Annotated in this window: 15 protein-coding genes; 2 read left to right on the top strand and 13 right to left on the bottom strand. The window is 67.8% G+C overall.

The genetic code is table 11. The features are described from left to right. Positions 1-84: 84 nt before the first annotated feature. The 4 genes from CHC05_RS24035 to CHC05_RS24020 form a co-directional block, all read right to left on the bottom strand. Complete coding sequence (locus CHC05_RS24035; protein ID WP_089252585.1) at positions 85-1,977, bottom strand: FtsX-like permease family protein; 1,893 nt, start codon at positions 1,975-1,977, stop codon at positions 85-87. Positions 1,978-1,981: 4 nt separating this feature from the next. Next, positions 1,982-2,752, bottom strand: coding sequence for an ABC transporter ATP-binding protein (locus CHC05_RS24030; protein ID WP_089252583.1), 771 nt, complete (start codon positions 2,750-2,752; stop codon positions 1,982-1,984). Positions 2,753-2,822: 70 nt separating this feature from the next. Next, positions 2,823-3,041, bottom strand: coding sequence for a hypothetical protein (locus tag CHC05_RS24025; protein WP_089252581.1), 219 nt, complete (start codon positions 3,039-3,041; stop codon positions 2,823-2,825). A gap of 32 nt (positions 3,042-3,073) precedes the next feature. Beyond that, positions 3,074-3,892 carry a L,D-transpeptidase family protein gene (locus CHC05_RS24020; RefSeq protein ID WP_425426837.1) on the bottom strand — a complete coding sequence of 273 codons (819 nt, stop codon included), beginning with the start codon at positions 3,890-3,892 and terminating at the stop codon, positions 3,074-3,076. A 153-nt stretch (positions 3,893-4,045) separates the two neighbouring features. On the opposite strand from CHC05_RS24020, the gene CHC05_RS24015 reads away from it, so the two are divergent. After that, positions 4,046-5,686, top strand: coding sequence for a DNA repair helicase XPB (locus CHC05_RS24015; protein WP_089252577.1), 1,641 nt, complete (start codon positions 4,046-4,048; stop codon positions 5,684-5,686). Here CHC05_RS24015 and ligD (CHC05_RS24010) read toward each other — a convergent pair. Continuing rightward, positions 5,683-6,627, bottom strand: a complete 945-nt coding sequence (ligD, locus tag CHC05_RS24010; protein ID WP_089252575.1) for a non-homologous end-joining DNA ligase — start codon at positions 6,625-6,627, stop codon at positions 5,683-5,685. The genes CHC05_RS24015 and ligD (CHC05_RS24010) overlap by 4 nt on opposite strands. Then, on the bottom strand, positions 6,620-7,564 hold the full coding sequence (gene ligD, locus CHC05_RS24005; protein ID WP_089252573.1) for a non-homologous end-joining DNA ligase: 945 nt from the start codon (positions 7,562-7,564) through the stop codon (positions 6,620-6,622). Before ligD (CHC05_RS24005) ends, ligD (CHC05_RS24010) begins: the two co-directional genes overlap by 8 nt. Positions 7,565-7,681: 117 nt before the next feature. Between ligD (CHC05_RS24005) and ku the strand changes: the two genes are divergently transcribed. Further along, complete coding sequence (ku, locus tag CHC05_RS24000) at positions 7,682-8,641, top strand: non-homologous end joining protein Ku (protein WP_089252571.1); 960 nt, start codon at positions 7,682-7,684, stop codon at positions 8,639-8,641. Here the strand turns inward: ku and CHC05_RS23995 are convergent. From CHC05_RS23995 to CHC05_RS43115, 7 genes are all read right to left on the bottom strand, one after another. Further along, on the bottom strand, positions 8,638-9,195 hold the full coding sequence (locus CHC05_RS23995; protein ID WP_089252569.1) for a GNAT family protein: 558 nt from the start codon (positions 9,193-9,195) through the stop codon (positions 8,638-8,640). The genes ku and CHC05_RS23995 overlap by 4 nt on opposite strands. Then, on the bottom strand, positions 9,192-9,482 hold the full coding sequence (locus CHC05_RS23990; RefSeq protein ID WP_089252567.1) for a type II toxin-antitoxin system TacA family antitoxin: 291 nt from the start codon (positions 9,480-9,482) through the stop codon (positions 9,192-9,194). Before CHC05_RS23990 ends, CHC05_RS23995 begins: the two co-directional genes overlap by 4 nt. 41 nt (positions 9,483-9,523) lie before the next feature. Beyond that, positions 9,524-11,143 carry a fatty acid--CoA ligase gene (locus CHC05_RS23985; protein ID WP_089252565.1) on the bottom strand — a complete coding sequence of 540 codons (1,620 nt, stop codon included), beginning with the start codon at positions 11,141-11,143 and terminating at the stop codon, positions 9,524-9,526. Positions 11,144-11,182: 39 nt separating this feature from the next. Beyond that, positions 11,183-12,790, bottom strand: coding sequence for an MDR family MFS transporter (locus tag CHC05_RS23980; protein ID WP_089252563.1), 1,608 nt, complete (start codon positions 12,788-12,790; stop codon positions 11,183-11,185). Positions 12,791-12,898: 108 nt separating this feature from the next. Then, complete coding sequence (locus CHC05_RS23975) at positions 12,899-13,354, bottom strand: Hsp20/alpha crystallin family protein (protein WP_089252561.1); 456 nt, start codon at positions 13,352-13,354, stop codon at positions 12,899-12,901. A 743-nt stretch (positions 13,355-14,097) separates the two neighbouring features. Continuing rightward, positions 14,098-14,556 (bottom strand): hypothetical protein, encoded by a 459-nt coding sequence (locus tag CHC05_RS40875; protein WP_144022738.1) that lies wholly within the window; start codon positions 14,554-14,556, stop codon positions 14,098-14,100. Continuing rightward, a complete protein-coding gene (locus CHC05_RS43115) occupies positions 14,550-21,140 on the bottom strand; it encodes a ricin-type beta-trefoil lectin domain protein (RefSeq protein WP_144022737.1) in 6,591 nt (2,196 codons plus the stop codon). The genes CHC05_RS40875 and CHC05_RS43115 overlap by 7 nt, the downstream gene beginning before the upstream one ends. Positions 21,141-21,766: the final 626 nt, after the last annotated feature.

The raw sequence follows: 21,766 nt of genomic DNA, 5'->3' as shown, positions 1-21,766 counted from the left end.
CTGTTGGCGTCCCGGGACCCGGTATCCCGGGCCACTCGGCGGTGATGCCGGCTCGGCTCACCTTGATCGGCAGGACACGCCTCGTCACTCGCGGGCCGCGACCAGCCGGATCGGTGGTGTGCGGGTGGCCGTGAGCGTGGTGAGCACGCTGGTCAGGCCGACCACCAGGACGGCGAGCAGGACCACGCCCCCGAACATCGTCCACGGCACGCTGACCACGCCGATCCCGACCAGGTCACGGACGGCGGAGGCCATGCCGGCGATCGTGGCCGTGGCCGCGAGCAGACCGAGCAGCACACCGATCACGACGACCCCCAACGACTCGGCCAGCGCGGCGAGCACCACCTGGCCACGGGTCAGGCCCGTGACGCGGGCCGCCGCGAACTCGGCCCGGCGGTCCGAAGCGGCGATCACCACGGCGTTGATCATCGCGATCACGGTGTAGACCATCGCCATGCCGATCAACGCCACCATGATGTGCGCGCCGATCTGTTGCTGCTGGTCGTTGTACGCGTCGATCCACTGGGCCGTGGTGCGCACCTGACCGAGACCCGCCAGGCCGGTGGCTGCCGCGGCCGGGTCGGTGGCCCGCACCACGTAGCGCCGCGGCCCGTCGGGCATGAGATCGGCCGGCAGCAACGCACCCGGCCCGGCCAGGGTGTCGGGCAGCAGCGCGACCACCCGTAGCTGGCTCGGACCGCCGTCGATGCGCACCGGCACCTGGTCTCCGAGCCGCCAGCCCGTGGCCGCGCCGGGGCTCAACGCGATCGTCGCGCCGTGCAACTCGGCCAGGCTGCCGGCGACGAGCGCGATGCGATGCGTCTGCTCGTACGCGCCCGGGTCCACCGCGACCGCGCTGGCGGACTCCCACGCCAGCCCGTCCTCGCCCTCGTCCTCGGCGATGTCGAAGCTGACGGCCGCCTCCTCGGACACCGCGGTTACGCCCGGCGCCGCGGTGACCTGGTCACGGACCGGCCCGGACGTGTCGAGCACCAGGTCCGCGCGCAGGTCCCGGGCGATCTCGCCACGGCCCGCCTCGGCCAGGGTCCCGGTCATGCCGGCCATCCCGACGACGAACGCGACCAACACCATGATCGGCGCCGCGGTCGAGGCGCTGCGGCGCACGCCGGTGCGCAGGTTCGCGTGCGCGAGCACACCCAGCCGCCCACGGAAGACCATCCCGAACGGCGCCGCCACCAGCGGCACGATCAGGGGTGCCAGCACGGCGAACGCGGTGACCAGGGTGAACGTCGCGTTGATGGACAGCGGGAGCGCGCCGTCCCCGCCGACCGCCGGCACCAGGATCAGCAACGCGATGCTGCCGGCGAGGAAGAACAGGCCGATCACCCAGCGGGACCCGGTCATCACCTTGGCGGCCGCGCCGAGGTCACGCAACGCCTCGAGCGGCCGGACCCGTGACGCGCGCCGGGACGCGGCCAGCACACCCAGCACCGCGACGCCCACTCCGGTGCCGGCGGACACGTAGACGATCCACGAGCGCCACTCGCCGGTGAACCCGGGCGGCGCCAACGCGAAGCTCGTGAGCATCCGGCCCTGCAGCCGCATCACCGGCAGGCCGGCGAGCACGCCGAGCCCGGAGCCGATGATGCCGAGCAGCAGCGCTTCGCCGAGCAGCAGCGTGCGCACCTGGCCCCGGCCGGCACCGGTCAGCCGGAGGAGGGCCAGGTCACGGCGGCGCTGGGCAACGGTGAACGCGAACGTCGAGCTGACCACGAAGATCGCGACGAAGAAGGCCAGGCCGAGCGTCATGCCCATCAAGGTGATCGCGGCGGCGTAGCCGTCGCGCAGCTCGCTTGCCTCGGCCAGCGACAGCCCCGCCGGCACGTCGGCGGTGGCCGCCGACACCAGGGTCAGCAGCGAGGACTGCACCAGCGCGACGCCCAGCAGGACGGTGACGATCGCGCCGAGGAAGACCGGCCAGCGGTCCCGGAACGTGCTCCACGACATCCGCAACATGGCCCTACTCCTCCCAACGCGCGAGCCGGTCGGCGACCTCGCGGGTGGTCGGCCGCTCCAGCGCGTCGACCACCCGCCCGTCGCCCAGGAAGACCACGCGGTCCGCACTGGCCGCGGCGGCCGGGTCGTGGGTGACCATGACGATCGTCTGCCCGCTGTGGTCGACCATCGCGCGCAGCATGGTCAGCACCGTGCGGGCCGTGCGGGTATCCAGCGCTCCGGTCGGCTCGTCGGCGAAGAGCACCGCGGGCCTGGTCACCATCGCCCGGGCGATCGCGACGCGCTGCTGCTGGCCGCCGGAAAGCTCGGCCGGGCGGTGCCGGGCCCGGTCGGCCAGACCCACGGACGCGAGCACGTCGCGGACCTCGCGGCGCCGGGGCCGGCGGCCGGCCAGCCGCAGCGGCATCGCCACGTTCTGCTCGGCGGAGAGCGACCCGATCAGGTTGAAACTCTGGAAGACGAAGCCCACGACGGTACGGCGCAGCCGGGTGAGCTCGGCGTCGGAGGCGTCGGTGATGTCCTGGCCGGCGATCCGCACCCGCCCGTCGCTGACCCGTTCGAGCCCGGCCGCGCAGTGCAGCAGCGTCGACTTGCCGGATCCGGAGGGGCCCATCACGGCCGTCCAGGAACCGGCGCGAAACGCGATGTCCACATTGTCCAGTGCGCGGACCTCGGCGGCCCGCCCCCCGTACACCCGGGTCACCGCCTGGAGCTCGACCGCCGGTGCGGTCACGGTCGGCGGCTGCGCCGGCTGTTGCCTCGTCTGCGTGTCCATGCTGTCAATTGCACCGGCGCCGGGGCCGCGAAGCAGTCACGGCTACGGGCCTCTTGGCGGTAGGGCTGCCCTAACCGCGGGCCCGCCGGACGCTCCCGATGATCGAGATCATCAGCAGGACGGCGAAGCCGGTGCCCGCGGTCTCGCCGATCGAGTTGACCAGGCCCTGCCGCTGCACGAGCCAGCCATAGAGGAACCAGGCGACCAGACCCACGCCCATCAGCGCGTACGAGGCGACGGTCAGCCGGGACACGGGTGCGGCTGCCCGACCCCGCTCATCGACGACCATGAACCAAGAGTGACATCGATCGGCCAGGGGGTCTAGGTTCCGGGGCGCCGACCGTACACGTGGACCGGGGTGCCGACCTTGCCGAGGCTCCACAGCTTGCGCGCGTCGGCGGGCAGCAGGTTGACGCAGCCGTGTGAGCCGATCGCGCCGTTGTGGATGTAGGTGGTCGTCTCGTGGAAGCCCATCCCGTTGACGAAGTGCTGCCAGTAGGGCAGCCACACCTCGTACGGGTCGGACCATTCCTTGACGTTGCGGAAGTTGACCTTGTAGTTGCCCGCCGGCGTCTGGAAGCCGCCGGACATGCCGGTGCGGGTGACCGTCGGCCCGAGGATGACCTTGCCACCGCGCATCGCCAGCACCGTCTGGTTGGTCAGGTCGACGCAGAAGGTCAGGCCCTGGCCGGCCTTGCACTTGCGCGGGTCGGTCTTGACCAGGCGCTTGGCCACGGAGGCCGTGGTCGGCCCGGCCCGGCCCTCGGCCGGCGAGATCCCGAAGCGCTTCTGGAAACGCTTGATGGCCTGGCAGTCCTGCGGCGACTGCTTGCCGTCGACGGTGATCGGGCCGAACGTGCCGAGGTCGGCCAGCGCGACCTCGACGTCGCGGTGGCGGTCACCCGTCGGGCAGCCGGCCGGCTTGGGCTTCGACGTGACCTTCGGCTTTTGTGGGGTTTTGTCGGGCTTTGGGGCAACGGTGGACGGTGTGGCGGTCGGTTCCGGCGGGCCGCTCGCCCCCGTTCCGGCCGTCGCACTCACCGGCACCGGATCACCACCCGCTGCCGAGGACTGCGACGGCGCGAACGTGCACGCGCCGGCACCGACCACCGTGACGACAGCAACGGCAACGAGACGCATGGACGTTGCGCGCACACCGTGCATCGAGGCCCTCCCCAGGACTGTCGTCGCTTCATAGACGTCCAGGAACCTCCACAGGTTGCGGATCCCCCGGCGTTTTCTTTCGTGCAACACTGGAGGGTCGCCTTCCAGACCCTTTTCGGGAGTGCCCGCGTGAACGACGGCCCGCTGATCGTCCAGTCCGACAAGACCCTGTTGCTCGAGGTCGACCACCCTGATGCGGTCGCCTGCCGGATGGCCATCGCGCCGTTCGCCGAGCTCGAACGCTCACCGGAACACGTGCACACCTACCGGCTGACCCCGCTCGGCCTGTGGAACGCCCGGGCCGCCGGCCACGACGCCGAGGGCGTGGTCGACGCGCTGATCAAGTTCTCGCGCTACCCCGTGCCGCACTCGCTGCTGGTCGACGTCGCCGAGACGATGGACCGCTACGGCCGGCTGCAGCTCGTCAACCATCCGACGCACGGTCTGGTCCTGCAGGCCACCGACCGCGTGGTGCTGGTCGAGGTGACCAAGAGCAAGAAGCTGGCCGGGATGTTCGGCAGCAAGGTCGACGACGACACGATCATCGTGCACCCCTCGGAGCGCGGCCGGCTCAAGCAGGCGCTGCTCAAGCTCGGCTGGCCGGCCGAAGACCTGGCGGGCTACGTCGACGGCGAGGCGCACGAGATCGACCTCGCGCAAGACGGTTGGCAGCTTCGGTCATATCAGCAGGAAGCGGTCCAGTCCTTCTGGGCGGGCGGCTCCGGCGTGGTGGTGCTTCCCTGCGGCGCTGGCAAGACACTGGTCGGCGCGGCGGCGATGGCCGAGGCCAAGGCGACCACGCTGATCCTGGTCACCAACACGGTCGCCGGGCGGCAGTGGAAGCGCGAGCTGATCGCCCGCACCTCGCTGACCGAGGACGAGATCGGGGAATACTCGGGCGAGCGCAAGGAGATCCGCCCGGTCACCATCGCGACCTACCAGGTGCTGACGACCCGGCGCAACGGCGCGTTCGCCCACCTCGACCTGTTCGGTGCCCGCGACTGGGGCCTGGTCATCTACGACGAGGTGCACCTGCTGCCCGCGCCCATCTTCCGGTTCACCGCCGACCTCCAGGCCCGCCGCCGGCTCGGGTTGACCGCGACGCTGGTCCGGGAAGACGGCCGCGAGGGCGACGTGTTCTCGCTGATCGGGCCGAAGCGCTACGACGCGCCCTGGAAGGACATCGAGTCGCAGGGCTGGATCGCGCCGGCCGAGTGCACCGAGGTGCGGGTCACCCTCACCGACGAGGAGCGCATGGCGTACGCGACGGCGGAGACCGAGGAGCGCTACCGCGCGGCGGCGACGGCGCGCACCAAGCTGCCGGTGGTCCGCGCGCTGGTCGACAAGCACAAGGGTGACCAGATCCTGGTCATCGGGGCCTATATCGAGCAGTTGCACCAGATCGGCGACTACCTCGACGCGCCGATCGTGCAGGGCGCCACCACCAACAAGGAGCGGGAGCGGCTGTTCGACGCGTTCCGCTCGGGCGAGATCCCGACGCTGGTCATCTCCAAGGTCGGCAACTTCTCGATCGACCTGCCCGAGGCGGCGGTGGCGATCCAGGTGTCCGGCACGTTCGGCTCGCGCCAGGAGGAGGCCCAGCGGCTGGGCCGGGTGCTGCGCCCGAAGTCCGACGGCCGGCAGGCGCACTTCTACACGGTGGTGTCCAGGGACACGATCGACACCGAGTACGCGGCACACCGCCAGCGGTTCCTGGCCGAGCAGGGCTACGCGTACACGATCGTCGACGCCGACGACGTCCTTGCCTAACGGTTGACCCGGGGCCCGACGGCCGGGGGGCTGTCGGGCACCTTCGGGCCCTTCTCCAGCAGGGGTGCCATCAGGTCGCCGAACTCGTCGAGGCGCTCCAGCACCTCCATGGCGGTGAACTGGCGCACCGCGCCGTCTTCGACCTCGTCCCAGGTCAGCGGGGTCGAGACGGTCGGTGTCGGCTGGGCCCGCAGCGAGTAGGCCGCGACCGTGGTCTTGGCCGCGTTGTTCTGGCTCCAGTCGATGAACACCTTGCCCGGCCGCAGGTTCTTCGCCATCTTCGAGATGATCTGCCGTGGGTGGGCCTTCTCCAGTTCCTCGGCCACCACCTTGGCGTACCCGGTGACGATCTCGGCGGGTTGGGTTCCGGCGATCGGGCAGCAGAGCTGCATGCCCTTCTTGCCGGAGGTCTTGGGGTAGCTGTCGATGCCGTCCGCCGCCAGCCGTTCCCGCAACAGCACCGCGACGGCCGCGCACTCGGCCAGCCCGGCCGGCGCGCCGGGGTCGAGGTCGACGACCAGCAGGTCCGGCTTGGGTTCCTCGGTCCGGCCGATCCGCCACTGTGGAGTGTGCAGCTCCAGGCCCGCCATGTTGGCCACCCACACCAGCGTGGGCAGGTCGTCGCAGACCACGTAGTCGATGGTCTCGCGGCCCTGGCTCGATCCCGGCGTCGGCAGTTTCGCCAGGCGCACCCACTTAGGAGTGCCGCCGGGCGCGTTCTTCTCGAAGAACGACGGGCCGTCGACGCCGTTCGGGTAGCGGATCCGGGTCAGCGCCCGGTCGCGCAGGTGCGGCAGCAGGATCGGGCCGACCTGGGTGTAGTAGTGGATGATCTCGCCCTTGGTGAACCCGGCGGCGGGGTAGAGCACCTTGTCCAAGTTGGACAGCTCCACCTCCTGCCCCTCGACGTCGACCCGGATGCGGGCCGGCTGCTTAGCCATCGGTCACGTCCTCCGCCGTCAGGTCGGGGCGCAGCCGGAGGTACCGAGGAAACCGCAGGCGTCCGTCGGGGGTCCGCTGGCCATATCGCACTTCTAGTACGATGTCGGGCTTTACCCAGATCGCACCGCGGGCATCCTCCCGGGGCACGGATTGGTCGCCGGTGACGAACGGGCTGGTCGTGGTGACCAGCGGTTCGAGGACCTTGAGCAGGGCGCGCTCGGCGGCCCCGCTGATCCCGCCGCCGACCCGGCCGCGGAAGGCCAGCCCTCGGTCGGTGGGCGTGCCGACCAGCAGCCCGCCGATCTTGCGGACGCCGGGGCGCCAGCCGCCGATCACGAACTCGGCGGTGCTCTCCAACTTGACCTTGACCCAGTCGGGGGTACGGGCGCCCGCCCGGTAGATCGACCCGTCCCGCTTGGCGACCACGCCCTCCAGCCGGTATTCCTCCGCGGCGGCCAGGGTCGCCTCGCCGTCGGTGAAGGTGGGCGGCACGGCCCATCTCGGCGCCCCGAGGCCGAGCGCGTCGAGTGCTGCCCGGCGCTCGGTCAGCGGCCGGCCGGTCAGGTCGACCCCGTCGAGCCGGAGCAAGTCGAAGATCATGTAGGTGACCGGGAGGCTGGCCGCGAGCCGGGCGGCGCGGATCTTGTCGCGTACGTGCATTCGCTCGGCGAGCTGAGTGAAAGACGGCACTCCCCGCTCGTCGAAGACGACGACCTCGCCGTCGAACAACGCGTCGTCGGTCGTCGCGGCGAGCCCTTCCAGCTCTGGATAGGCAGCCGTGATCTCCGCGCCGGAACGGGCCCAAATCCGGCGACGTCCCTGGGATATATCGGCAATAGCGCGTACGCCATCCCATTTGAACTCGTAAATCCAGCCGGCACCGGACGGCAGGTCACCCGTGGTGGCCAGCATCGGTTTGATCGGTGTGCCCGGCACGTTCTTTACCTTAGAGCCCGGCGATGCTGGTCAGAAGCATGGCGACGGTGCGAGCATGGTCGGTGACTGGGCTGCTGACCGGCGGCGGGGGTTTCCGGCGAGCACGATGGGAGCGTCATGCGGGCGATCTGGAAGGGCGCCGTTTCGTTCGGCTTGGTGTCGATCGCGGTTCGGCTCTATTCGGCGACCGAAGAAAAGGACATCCGGTTCCACCAGGTGCACCGGGAAGACGGCGGCCGGATTCGTTACAAGCGCACCTGCTCGGTCTGCGGCGAAGAGGTCACCTACGACGACATCGCCAAGGGCTACGACATCGGCGGCGGCGAGATGGTCGTGCTGAGCGACGAGGACTTCGCGGACCTGCCGCTCTCCACGTCGCGGTCGATCGACGTGCTGGAGTTCGTGCCGGCCGACCAGGTCGACCCGATCCTCTACAACAAGGCCTACTTCATGGAGCCCGAGGGCACGGCGACCAAGCCTTATGTGCTGCTCCGCGACGCCCTGTCCGACTCGGAACGGGTCGCGATCGTCAAGGTCGCCCTGCGCCAGCGCGAGCAACTGGCGACCCTGCGGGTCCGCGAGGGCGTGCTGGTGCTCAACACCATGCTGTGGCCCGACGAGATCCGCAAGGCGGACTTCGGCTTCCTCGACGAGGACATCTCGGTCCGCCCACCGGAGCTCGCGATGGCTTCGTCGCTGGTCGACTCGATGGCCGGCGACTTCGTCCCGGACGCGTTCACCGACGACTACCGGGCCGCGCTCCAGGAGGTCATCGACGCCAAGGTCGAGGGCCGCGAGATCATCCAGCCCGAGGAGCAGGAAGAGGCTCCCTCGGCGGCCGTCGACCTGATGGCGGCCTTGAAGGCCTCAGTCGAGCGGGCCCGCGCGGCGCGCGGCGAGGCACCGGCGGAGACCGACGACGGCGAGGCCCGCCCGGCGACCCCGATCACCGCGGCGAAGAAGGCCACGAAGACGGCGACCAAGAAGGCGGCGCCGGCGAAGAAGACAGCAGCCAAGAAGGCCGAACCGGCGGCAAAGAAGACCACGGCGAAGAAGACGACCCGCAAGTCGGCCTAGCCGGTCGGGGTTCCGACGGTGCTCAGAGCGGCTGCCGGGTTGAGCGCACGACGCAGGTCCTTCATGAGCAACAGCAGGTGCATGGGGTCGGTCGGGCTGGGCTCGAACTCAGCCAACCGCAGGTAGAAATCCCGAGCCGACGGGGACTCACAGTGGATGAGCACCGCGCGGACGCCGATGACCTCGGCCGCTCCCGCGATGCGACGCAGCGCGTCGACGACGAGCGCCCGGCCGAGCCCGACACCCTGCGCCGATCTGTCGACCCCCAGCCGGGTCAGCAGCACCACTGGCTGGTGGTAGCGGCCGGTGCCGTGCATCATCCGCTTAGAGGCGGATGCCGGGGCGACGCTGCCTGCCGCCAGCGCGTAATAGCCGACCACCCGATCAAGTCCGGCCTCGATGCCGCGCACCACATAAACGCGCGACAGGCCGGCGCGATGGGACTGGAGCGCATGCTCGGCCAGCCACTCCGACTGGGCGGCCGAGCCACAGTCGAACCCGCCCACGGCGTGCGTCGGGCCGAGCGTCTCGACCCCGGAGAAGCGGAAGCTCACCCTTCGGCCTCCGGCCGGTCGCGGTCGAGGATCGTGGGCGCGGCGAGCAGCTCGGGAAGGCCGGAAACGATCGCCGCCGGTCGGTCGAGCGCCTTGTCGAAGGCCTGCCATTCGGCTTCGTCGAGCACGAAAACGCGCCGGTCGGCGAGCACGCCGGCCGCCGCCTCGGTGGCGGCGGCCAGCACGAACGTCGAGAGGGTGGAGCCGGTCGCCTCGCTCGCGGCCTCGAGCAGGGCCTTCTGCTCGGGGTCGAGACGTAGATGAAGTCGCTCCGCCTTCGCACTCATGAGGAAAGCGTACGCACAACGTACGCCAGCCACAACCGAGTTCAGTCGAGGGTGTGGATCTCCAGGGCGCCGCCGGCGTAGTCGGAGCGGACTCGTTTCTTGTCGAACTTGCCGACCGAGGTCTTCGGGACCTCCTGGATGAAGCTCCACCGTTCCGGTAGCTGCCACTTCGGCATCCGCTCCGCCAAGAAGGCGCGCAACTCGTCGGGTGTCGCCGTCGCGCCCTCGCGGATCACCACCGTGGCCAGGGGGCGTTCGTCCCAGCGCTCGTCGGGCACCCCGACCACGCAGGCCTCGAGCACCGCCGGGTGGGCCATCAGCACGTTCTCGAGCTCGACCGACGAGATCCACTCGCCGCCCGACTTGATCACGTCCTTGGCTCGGTCCGTCAGGACCAGGTAGCCGTCGGCCGACAGCGTGCCGACGTCGCCCGTGCGGAGCCAGCCGTCGCGGAACTTCTCCGGGTCCGGCTCTTCCTCGCCCAGGTAGTGCGCCGTCACCCAGGGTCCGCGGACCTCCAGCTCGCCGACCGACTCGCCGTCGGCCGGGACCTGCTCGCCCAGCGGGCCGATGATCCGCGCCTGCACGCCGGCCGGGAAGCGGCCCTGGCTGTCGCGGTAGGCCACCAACGCGTCGCCCGTCGCGCCCGCCGGCGGGCGGGACACCGAGCCGAGGGGCGACATCTCGGTCATGCCCCAGGCGTGAATGATCTCGATGCCAAAGCGCGAAGCGTACGCGTCCATCAAGGCCGGCGGGCACGCCGAGCCGCCGACGATCGCCTCGCGCAACGCCGAACCGGCGGCCAGGTGGCCGAGCACGTCGTTCCAGATGGTCGGCACCGCGCCGGCCTTGGTCGGCTGGAGCGCGGCGATCATCTCGGCGATCGGCGCGCCCTGCAGGAACCGGTCCGGCATGATCAGCGACGCGCCGGACATGAAGGCGGCGAACGGGATGCCCCACGACATCGCGTGGAACATCGGCACGATGGCCAGCTCGCGGTCGGTGGAGGCGAGGCCGAACGCCTCCGGCATGCACACCTCCATGGAGTGCAGCCAGATGGAACGGTGCGAGTACGCGACGCCCTTGGGGTTGCCGGTCGTGCCGGACGTGTAGCAGAGGGCCGCCGCGTCGCGCTCGTCGAGCTCCGGCCACTCGTACGTCGTCGGCTTTCCCGCCAGCAGCTCGTCCCAGTGGTGGATGGTGACCCGGCCGGCCAGCGGGGCGGGGTCGCCGCCACCGACCACCACCACGTGCTCGACCGTCGACATCTGCGGCAGCACCTTGGCCAGCAACGGGATCAGCGCCGAGTCGACGATGACCACGCTGTCCTCGGCGTGGTTGGCGATGTAGGACACCTGGTCGGGGAACAGCCGGATGTTGAGGGTGTGCAGCACCGCGCCCATGCTCGGCACCGCGAAGTAGGCGACGAGATGCTCGTTGTTGTTGAACTGGAAGGTGGCGACGCGCTGGTCGCCGGTCACGCCGAGGTCGTCGCGGAGGGCGTGGGCCAGCTGGGCCGCCGCCGCGCCGACCTCGGCGTAGCTCATCCGCCTGGGCTCGGCACCCGTCCAGGTCACCACCTCGGAAGCGCCGTGCACGGTCGCGCCGTGCTCGAGGATCCGGGAGACGAGGAGAGGGGCATCCATCATCGTGCTGCGCATACCAACAACCTAGTGGCGCAGCTCACAGGCGACTACCGGTCAGATGAGGGTTTCGGCGCGGGCTTCCATCTCGGCCGGCGTCGGCTCCTGGTTGGCGGCCGGGCCACCGCGTAGCTCCGCGTCCGGCACCAGCAGCGTGACGATCACCGCGATGATCGCCGTCAGGCCGGCGACCAGGAAGACCGTGTGCAGCGAGTCGACGAACGACACCTGGATCGCATTGCGTACGACGTCCGGCAGCGCCAGGATCTTCGACGGCTCGTTGATCGAGATGCTGCCGGTGCCGAGCGTCGACTGGACGCCCGCGGCCTGCTCGGGGGTGAGCTGGCCGATGGCGCCCGGCACCCGCGAGGCCGTCTCCGTGGCCAGCCGGCTGCTCAGGATCGAGCCCAGGATCGCCACGCCGAACGAGCCGCCGAGCGAGCGGAAGAACGTCGCGGCACTCGTACCCGCGCCCAGGTCTCGCATCTCGACCGAGTTCTGCACCGCCATCACCAGCGACTGCATCGACAGGCCGAGGCCGACGCCGATCACGATCATGAAGCAGAACGCGACGCCGAGCGGCGAGTCCACCTGGAGCTGCGTGAACAGCAGGATGCCGACGCCGAGCAGCACCGAACCGGCCACCGGGAACCACTTGTAGCGGCCGATCCGGCTCATCGCCCGGCCTGCCAGCACCGACGTGACGATGATGCCGGCCATCATCGGCAGCATCAGCAGGCCGCTCTTGGTCGGCGACGCGCCCTTGACGATCTGCAGGTACAGCGGGATGAAGATGATCGACCCGAACATCACCAGGCCGAGGATGAAACCGGCGCCGTTGGCCAGCGCGAAGGTCGGCCGGCGGAACAGGTGCAGCGGCAGGATCGGCTCGGCCGCCCGGCTTTCCTGCACCAGGAACAGCACCGCGAACACCGCGCCGACCGCGAACAGGCCGAGGATCGTGCCCGAGCCCCAGGCGTACTCGGAACCGCCCCAGCTCAGGGCCAGCAGCAGGGCGCTCACACCGATCACGAGCAGGCCCGCGCCCACCCAGTCGATCTTGTGCTCGCGCTTCTTGAACGGGATCAACCGCATGACCTTGTACGCGACGACGATCGCGACGATGGCCAGCGGGACGTTGATGTAGAAGATCCAGCGCCAGTTGGTCTCCGCGAAGTAGCCGCCGACCAGCGGGCCGGCGACCGAGGCGAGACCGAACGTCGCACCGAAGAGGCCCTGGTAGCGGCCGCGTTCCCGGGGCGAGACGACGTCACCGATGATCGTGAAGGCGAGCGTCATCAGGCCGCCGGCGCCGATGCCCTGGATGCCGCGGGTGAAGATCAGCTCGGTCATGTTCTGCGACAGCCCGGCGAGCAGCGAGCCGACCAGGAACGTGCCGATCGAGAACAGGAACACCGGCCGGCGGCCGATCAGGTCGGAGATCTTGCCGTACAGCGGCGTCGAAGCCGTCGACGCCAGCAGGTAGGCGGTGACCACCCACGAGTAGTGGTTGATGCCACCGAGCTCGCCGACGATCGTCGGGAGCGCGGTGCCCACGATCGTCTGGTCGAGCGCCGCCAGCAGCATGCCGAGCATCAGGCCCGACATGAGAAGGAGGATTTGCTTGTGGCTCAGCTGGGGGCGGGCGGGGGCTTCGGTGCTCATTGCGCAAGTCTCTGCCGGCGATACCTGCATCTGCCATCAAATGTGCAGCGGACCACTGCGCGGCCCCCTGGTCGGCATCGACTGAGGGGCTGATGGGAAGGAAGCGGCTTACGAGGGGCCTGGGCTGTGCATCTCCCGCGCGGCGTCCGGATCGTCGGGCGACGGCGGCCGGCCCTGGAGGGCGCCGCTGGCGCCGAGCGTGATCGTCCGGCGGCCCGCCCGGACCACCCTGGGAAGGGTGACCGTCAGCAGGCCGTGGTCCATCGTCGCGTCCACCCGATCGGGGTCGACGTCGGCCGGCAACGCGACGCGGTACTCGAAGGCCCGGGTCTCCCGCGCTGATCGCGCCCGCACCACGACCTCCCGGACGTCGACGTCGATCGCGACCTCCTCCGGCGCGACCCCCGGCAGCCGGGCCGTGACGGTGAACGCGGTGTCGGACTGCTCGAGGTCGACGTCGTTCAGTGCGCCGCGGCCGAAGCCGGAGCCCACGAGCCGACCGAGCTCGGCCCGCAACGACTGAAGCTCTGCGAAAGGATCCCAGCGCCGTTCGGGACTGTTCATACGGTGCCGCTACCCGGAGCCGGGAGGGCGAAACCTTGGGGTGGAGCCGCCTGACGGAATCGAACCGTCGACCTTCGCTGCTCGATTATCGCGTTTCCCGGCTTGTCACTGGTTGTCGAAAGTGGCCGCTGACCTGCGGTGATGCCGGATCGGGCTAGTCATTGCTTGTCTCCGGCGGTCGTCCGTTGGCAAGAGTTTTCGGGGGGTAAACGGGGGGCGCAATGGCGGACACTGGGACAACCGCGCTGCCGCGTATGGCCTGGTGGCGTCCGTCCGCTGGTTAGGCCACCAGCTCTGCGGATCAGCCCGAGTCGAGACGGGTGCCCACCTCCACGGAGAACGGCGTTCACGTGATAATTGCTGTTGTGTGAGCGGTCAACGAAGTTGGACTGCCAGCCTCTTCTCCCCTTGTTCTCGGGTCCACGGTATTGCGGGTGCCCAGATTCAAGTCGTTCTCCCGCCCGCCGGCGGTAGACGGCCCACCAGCACGCCCGCTAATACAATCCATCGAGAAATGATGATGGCATGGCGCGGACGCATCCGACGCCTCAAATGGCAAGACGGTCAGTGGCGTTCGCTGATTGACCGCTCGAAAAGTTGTGGTGCGGTTGCTTCCCGCGTCATAGCCGTAGACCCGTACGGGCCCCGGCGGAATTCGCTGTCCGCCGGGGCCTGCAATGACGTTAATATCCCAGTTCCGCACAACGTGAGCAAGGCGTCTACACGCTAACGTGGCCTTATCTTCATGGATAACGTCTGCCTATGCGCGCGCCCATCCATCTTTTGTGGAAGTCTAGATTTGTCATCACATTTTCGGTTAGTTCTGAGAGCGCTATTCCGAGGGAAAAGGGCGTGGCCCAGTGATGGGGATTGGCATTGCCTTGGCCGCGCAAGCTTCGAAGCGGTGCGCCGCGGTAATGTTCAACGAAGATCGATTCGTTGTCTCTTCTGCCATTTCCTGCAATCTTCAGATTAAGATGATCGAAGGTGTCTGGGACTATTTGGCAGATTAAGAGTTCAAGCCCGTACGTGATGAGCCTTACACGATTCCCATCAGCATCGTAGCAGCTGTAGGAATCTGTGTCCTCAAGAAACTCTGTCCGCGTCTGCACCGCCATTTCGTCTTCGAGCAGATACTCATCGCCTTCATCATCTATGTAACGCAGCGGAAAGCGTGGAAGCGCTTGGTTATTTTTCACCATCCTCCTTCCCATGGCCGGTGCTTGCCGATCCCGGGCCGACGATGGTAGTGCGGCCGGTACTTCCCGTTCTTGCTGCGATGGTAGTGAATGCCAAATTTCCGTGTTCCTCCATAACGTAGGTCACAACCGAAACCGCCAGCGTTCGGGAATCGGAGACACCGAACAGACGTTTTCCTTATCACGCTCCCGGCTCTGGCGAGCCCGTTGCGAACTCTAAACGCACCGTAGAGGAAGCTATTTATGCCGTACTGAGATCCCCGCGAATAGAGTCTCGCGAGGTTTCCCACTCCCCGCGCACACCAGTTCTTGAACGATTGGCATGCCCGGACGAGCCATTTGGCCTTCTTGCCGTCAAGGTCTTCCTTGTTGACAGGATCGCCGCATGCGTACTCGTACGCGTTACAGCTGCCCCCTTCAACCGGATCGACGGACAGGAACCTGGCCGTGGCGCTGTTGTAAAGGCGGACGCCCATGAGGACGATACCAGCTGGCGTGTCGGCAGCCCGTTGTTTGGCGCCTAGCCATCCGTAACGGCGATTCCCGGTGTCGGTGGGGCTGCGCATGTCGCCGTACTCAGTGGCCTCGTGTGCGGATGATATTCCATTGGCTGTGCCGACAACGGTGACCACCAGATCGCCGTGCAGGTTCGACAATTGCCAATCAATTTCTCCGTCATCACTGTCGTAGATGCCGACGAGGCCGTCGATTGAGCTGATCGCGCGGGTGTATCGGTTACCCGTCTCTTGCGTCCAAGCGGGGTTGTCGTCGTCGCTGTCGTAGTGATGTGTAGCCGTTACTGCGATTCCCTGTGCATTATCAGTCCACGTTCGGATGCGCTCTTTGGTGACGTCGAGCGTGTAGATGGTGCTTCGAGAACCCTGGGTGATCGAACGGACCAAGTTGGTGTGGTGGTACGAGACGGTGATTTGTCCGCCGCCCGCGTTGGTGGTGTCCTCGGCGGCAACCGTGGTGGTGCGGCCGAGCGCGTCGTAGCCGGTGCCGCCGGTAGTGATTCGGTCGGCGGCGTCGAACGTCTTCGTGGTGGAGGCGCTTGGGGAGGTGATTTGGCAGGTGCCGCCGCTGTCGGGGGCGTAGGTGGTCGTTGAGGTTCGGTTGGTGGCGTTGTCGTAGCCGTAGGCGCGGGTGGTGCATTCGCCGTTGACGGTGTCTTCGACGGTGGTGAGGCGTCCGGCGTTGTCGTAGGTGTGGTTTTGCCCGGAAAGGGTGGAGGCGTGCTGCCTCCACTGTCCGTGGGTGTTCTCGGTGATGGTCTCGGTGTAGAGGGTGCAGTCGGCTTGTCCGCAGCCTGGTTTGTTGTAGGTCAATGCGGTGGCGGTGCCGGTGCTGTCGTAGCTGGTGCCGGCACTGGTGCCGGTTGGCCAGGTTTGGGTGGTGAGGTTCCCGTCGGCGTCGTAGGAAGCGGCGAATGCGCCGGCTTGTCCGTCGCTGATGCCGGTGACGAGGCCGCGGCGTTCGTTTCCGCCGTCGTAGGTGTAGGTGCGGGTTGTCTTGCCGTCGTTGGTGGTGGCGGGTCGTGAGGCCATGTCGTAGGTGGTGGTTGAGGTGGTGCCGTCTGCGTCGGTGTAGCTGGTCTGCCGGCCGTATGCGTCGTATTGGCGGATGACCTGTGCGGTGACCGATCCGCCACTGTCGATTGATTGAGTGCGCGTGGCGCGTCCGGTCGCTTGGTCATAGACGGTTCGCTGTTTGGGCACGCCCGTACCGAGGCCAGCGGCTGCGGTGACGGTTCGCTCGTAGCCGCGTCCGGCCGCGTCGTAGGTGGTTGTGGTGGTGCGGAGCGTGCCGGTGGAGATCTTCTCCGTTACGACTCGTGGTTGGTTGAAGATGTCGTACGTGGTGATGGTGGCGGGGAGTTCGGGGCCTGATCCGGGTTGTCCGCCGGGTTCGGTGCGGCAGGTCAGGTTGGCCCATTCTGGTTTGGAGTCGCATTCTGTGTACCCGGAACCGGATGTGGACCGGTAAAAGGTCGTTTTGCGGGTTGAGGGTGTGGTGTCGACGGTGCCGCCGCGCGGGGCGGTGGTGGCCAGGACGAGGCCGGTGACGGAGTCGTAGCTGGTGCGGGTCGCCAGGTTGAGGCCGCCGTGGTCTTGGGTGACCTTGGTGGGCTGCCGTAGCGTCCAGTCGTATTCGGTTTTGGTTACGCGTGGTTCGGCTTCGGCGCAGGCTCCTGAGCCGTAGCAGGCGGAGACAACTTGTGTGGTGACCAGGTTGTAGGGGCCGCCGTTGGGGGCACCTTCGTCGTATACGGATCGGGTGCGCGTACGCGCGCTGACGATTGATCCGTCGGCGAGCATGGTGTCGTGTTCGGGGCTCCACGTGTCGGTGAGACGCTGCCCGTCTGCGCTGTAGGTGCTGAGAGTCGACCGAATTTTCGCGAGGTCGGCTTCCTGGCCGGCGTTGTCGCTGCCGCTGGCGTCCAGCGCTGCTTCGCGGTTGGCGGCGGTCAGTTCCCTGATCGTGTTGCCGTACCGGTCGTACCAGGTGGCCGTGATGTTGCCGCCGGGTTGTGCGGTGTTGACTTGGCGGGCGTTGGCGTCGAGGTAGGTGACGGTGGCTCGTTCGTAGGAGTCGGGGGCGGTGCCGGCGCCCTGGTTGCCGGTGGGGATTTGGGTGGCCGGGTAGACGGCGGCGGCGTCGGTGGGTGGCTCGGTCTGGCCCCAGCGGGCGGTCTGGGTGCCGGACAGGTCGTATGCGGCGCCGGTCCCTGAGGTGGGCACGCGGTAGACCACGGTGGATAGGCTGGTGGTCCAGTCCTGCGCCGGGTTCACGCCGGTGCCGCAGGTCGAGATTTGGAGCTGGGTGCCGGGCCAGGGGCTGCTGTTGGGGTTGTCGAGGCATTTGCCGGAGTTTGGGTTGACCAGCGTGCCGTTATCGGTTGGCCGCCATTGCTGTCCGGGTGAGCCGTCGCAGGTCCAGAGGACGATGAGTGCGTTGTTGGCGGTGGAGTTCCCGGAGACGCTGAGGCATTTGCCGAGGCCGCGGATGGTGCCGTCGCTGTGGAAGGCCCAATTTTGTGCTCCGGTGCCGTTGCAGTTGAACGTTTTGATGGTGGTGCCGTTGGCGGTGCCTGAGCTCTCGATGTCCGCGCATAGTCGTCCTGGGCCCGGGAATTCGGCAGTGCCGGGGAAGATCGCGGAGACGATCGGGCCGGCACCCGTCGGTCCGATGACAGCGGCGGCGCGGGAAGCAGACGCGAGACGTCCAGCGCCGGAGTCGGCGGGGACGGTGGTGTAGTTGAGCCGCCATCCAGGTTCGGCGTTCGGAAGGACCCAGGCGAGGGTGCCGTCGGCGTTGTACGCGTAGCGGTCCCACAGGTGCCGGGTAACGGAGGTGTCTGTCCAGTCCAGGCGTGGGTCCCAGGACGCGCGGAGCTTGCCGGTGTTGTCGTAGGCGTAGCGGGCCATCGCTATGGTGCGCATGGCTGGGGTGCTCAGGTCCGGGTCCCAGGCGGTGAAGGTGATTTCCTTGACGCGGCCGGTGTAGTCGCCCCACTGCGTCTCGGCGGTACCCGTGGCGGTTGTGGTGGTGGCGTAGGTGAGGTTCAGGGCCCGGCAGCCGCGAACCATCGCGGTACAGGTGACACCGTTCGGCACGGGTGCGAGCATCCGAGTTGGGCGGACCACGGTCGCCCCGGCCACGGTCGCGGACTGCCAGGACAGGGTGGTGGTCTGACCGGACCCCGGAACGGTGACCGCAGTGGGGTTGTAGAGGCCTGCCGGCGCGCCGGATACCCGGGTGAAGGTCGCGACGTTGCCATCCTGGTCCGACAGCGTGTACGAGTCGGACGCGCTGGTGTAGGTCAGCTTGAGGTCTTCCATGCCGACCTCGGGGGTGAACGACTCACCGCCCGTGATCGCGCCTTTCTTGCCGAACCCGATGGTGTCGCCCTCTGGCAAACCAACCTGGACCAGGGAGCCAGTCCGGGTCAGGCTGGTGTAGGGGGCCTCGGAGTCTTCGACGATGGCGCTGGACACCCAGCCGGGTCCGAACATGTTCGCGGTGTCGGTCTTGGCTGGCTGGCGGGTGTTGAAGCTGCGGGTCACAGTCAGGTCCGTGCCATAGGAGTCGACCGACACGTCGCTGTCATCCAGACCGCAGTTGCCAGTGATCAGGTTCACCGCGCATGGCCCTACCGAGGAGGTGGCCGCGGAGGAGTTGTTCTTGTCGAACGTCAACGCGACCGCGCTCGAGCCCGCGCCGGTGTTGAACAACGCCCGGAGTTGGAACGGCCCGTCCAACGGATCGGGGCCCGTCTCGGCGTCATTGAGGGTCTTCGCGACGTCCCAGTTCAGCTTTTCGAACTGCCCGCCCCCGGTGGTGGGCAGTGGCCAGGTCACGGCGCCGCCGCCGACGGCCTTGGTGACGTTCGCGGCCGGGATCGTGGTCCAGGCGTCGGCGTCACCGCGCCGCCACTGGTACGTCACCGACGTCACCGCAGGAGCCGCCACGGTCGTGATCGCCGCCTTCGCCGCGGTGATGTCACCGGTGCCAGGCGCTGTCACGCCACCCGCACCCGCGTTGAACACGTACGCCTTCGTCGGCGACCGGTTTCCCGCGCGGTCGACCGCGCGGACGTAGAGGGTGTGCGGGCCATCGTTGGGAACCGGGACGGACACGCTCGCGCCGGCACCTAACGCTGTGGCGTTGACTGACTGCGCGGGCGGGTTGACGTCCAGGTCGTACTCGTAGCTGGCCACATCGGCCACGCCCGAGGCGCCGAAGGTGAACGACGCTGCGGTTCCGGCGCCGCCGGACCACGAGCCTTCCAGGTAGTTCGAGGACGACACCGTCGGCGCCGTTGCGGGTGCGGTGGTGTCGACGGTGAACTCGCACCACGACGCCCACCGGCCGTAGCCAAGACCGTCGAGGCCCTGCACCCGCCATGAGTAGGTGCCGCCATTTGCGAGCTGCCCCGCCGGTACAACTGCGGGCGGCAGCCACGACCCCGATGCACCGGGTCCTTGGACCGAGGAGCCGAGCCGGTTGGTCGTGTTGGTCACGTACCACTCGTAGTTCGCCGAGACCTGCGCACCCTCGGGGTCGGTGACCTGAGCCTTGAACTGCGGTGTCGTGGTGTTGATGAACGGTCGGCCGCTCCCGATCACACAGGTCGTCGACGGCACCGTGGCCCGTGCCGGTACGCCGGCGGAGGCGTTGTAGGTGACGGTGGTCGTCGGGATGTGGTTTGCGTTGGCGGTGTGGTTGGTCCGGAGCTCCTTCCACGCCGACAGGTCCGTCTCGTCCTTGGCCCGGATCCCCATGTACGCCGTCGATACCTGGGCCTGAGCGGCACGGTTGAAGAAGTTGGTGGACGTCATGTTGATCCAGCCGTCGTCGCACGACGCGTCGAACCCGCGGGTGGCCGTCGACTCGCCCTCCATGAAGTCCCACGTCGGCTGGTTCGTCCAGCGGGTCGACGAGTTGACCGCGCCTGTCGTCCAGATCTGCCACGCCTTGCCGGCGCAGGACGGAGCGTAATAGTTCCAGAACGACGTCGTCGCTGAGGTGACGGTATGGCCGCGCAGAGCGCTCACGTTCCAGGCGGTGAAGGACCGGGCCACCCCCGGGTTCGCGCCGCCGGCGCGGCCCAGCATCATCGCGTTCTCGCCCGAGCGGTCGGCTGTGTCACCGTCCTTGACGTATGTGTCAAAGGTCGTGGAGCCGATGGTGATGGACGGGTCGATGGTGATGGGGAAGACCCGATCCGAGGACGACAGCCAATCGGCGTCGGGGGTCAATGCGAGCTCCACTGCGGCAGGCGTCCCTGACCGTGCAGCCGTACGGCGGACAGTGGAGCCGACCTTGGTCCGCAGAGCCAACGCGCCGCCCTTAGCGTTGGACGAGGCATCCCACATCGCCGGTGCCGCCGACGTCGCAACCGTTCTGCCCGCCGCGTCGACGAACGTGACGTTCCCTCCCGCGTCGCGCTTGAACGACGCGACCTTCTTGCCTGACACCGGGAACCGCACGGCTCTGACCCGGTCCACAGCGGCCGCGGACTTCACGATCAGGAACGTCTCGACACCATCGCGGGAGACTTCGACAACTAGATCGACACCGGGAAGCGCCTCCGGATACGTGGCACGGTTACCGGACAGGACAGGCGCCGCCAACGGGCCCGACCAACCCAACGACAACCGTCCAGCCCCGACACCCACACCCGCCAACTCGCCCACGCCACCGCCGGATCGGGCCCCAGACAACCGCACCTCGTGTGGATCCGCCACAGCAGCAATCGACCCGTCCGGCTGCTCACGCAACGTCAGATCAACCGGCACCCAGCCATCGCCGCGCCGAAGACGCACGACACCGGCGCTCAGCTGCGCTTCGATCTGACCCTCCGGCAGAGCCACGTACTCGGCCGTCCCCGACGTCATCCCGGAGATCCGCACCCGGCGACCCGTCATCCGCGCCGTGATCAACGCCGACATCCTGTCAGGCCGCTCCAACACCTGCGGCTCGACCGCTGTCAACGGCTGGACCGGACCAGCGACCGCCACAGCAGGACGCTCTACAACTTGACCCAGCGTAATGACCAGCACCAATGCGACGAAGACCGCCACACCTCGATCGGTCAACTTATGAAAACGGCGTCTGTAACCACCCGAACGATGACGCGCAGGGCTCAAGGCCCACCGACCACCCACCGTGCCTCCTCAAGGCGCAGCCGAAAGTAGCCAGACGCTATAAACAAATCGATCTCGTAGTCAATAAGTAACAGCCAGTGATACAGGCCAACCAATTGCCCCATTTGGAGATGCTTGCGCCCCTCGTCCGCACTCTACATCGACGGATCTGGCATTCTTTGTATGAATAAAAGATTATGACCGAATTAGGTCATAATAGATGGCTTACAAGAACTAGATGAAGCACAGGTGAAGTCGAACCCCCGGCAGTGCCAGCCGAAATGGCTCGATCCCAGTGGTCTTCGTCCGCAATCACGGAAAATGCCGACAGTCATGCGGCCTAGAAACAGACCGTAAACACCACGAGTTAGGTCGCCGCCCCACCTCCAATGCCCTACAAAAGATACTGCAAGGCTCAAGAGCGGACAAAGATGGCCTTCAACTGGAAGATCCGCCTAGAGCGACTCGTCGAGCATTCACTCGTGCTCGACACCTAGCCAGTCGTAGATCGTGATCTTCATGTCCGAGTGGCTCGCGGGAGCAGTCTGGAGTGCGTGTTTCGA

The sequence above is a fragment of the Asanoa hainanensis genome, assembly GCF_900188485.1.
Lineage (GTDB): Bacteria > Actinomycetota > Actinomycetes > Mycobacteriales > Micromonosporaceae > Asanoa > Asanoa hainanensis.
This window is presented reverse-complemented; position numbering and strand designations above follow the sequence as displayed.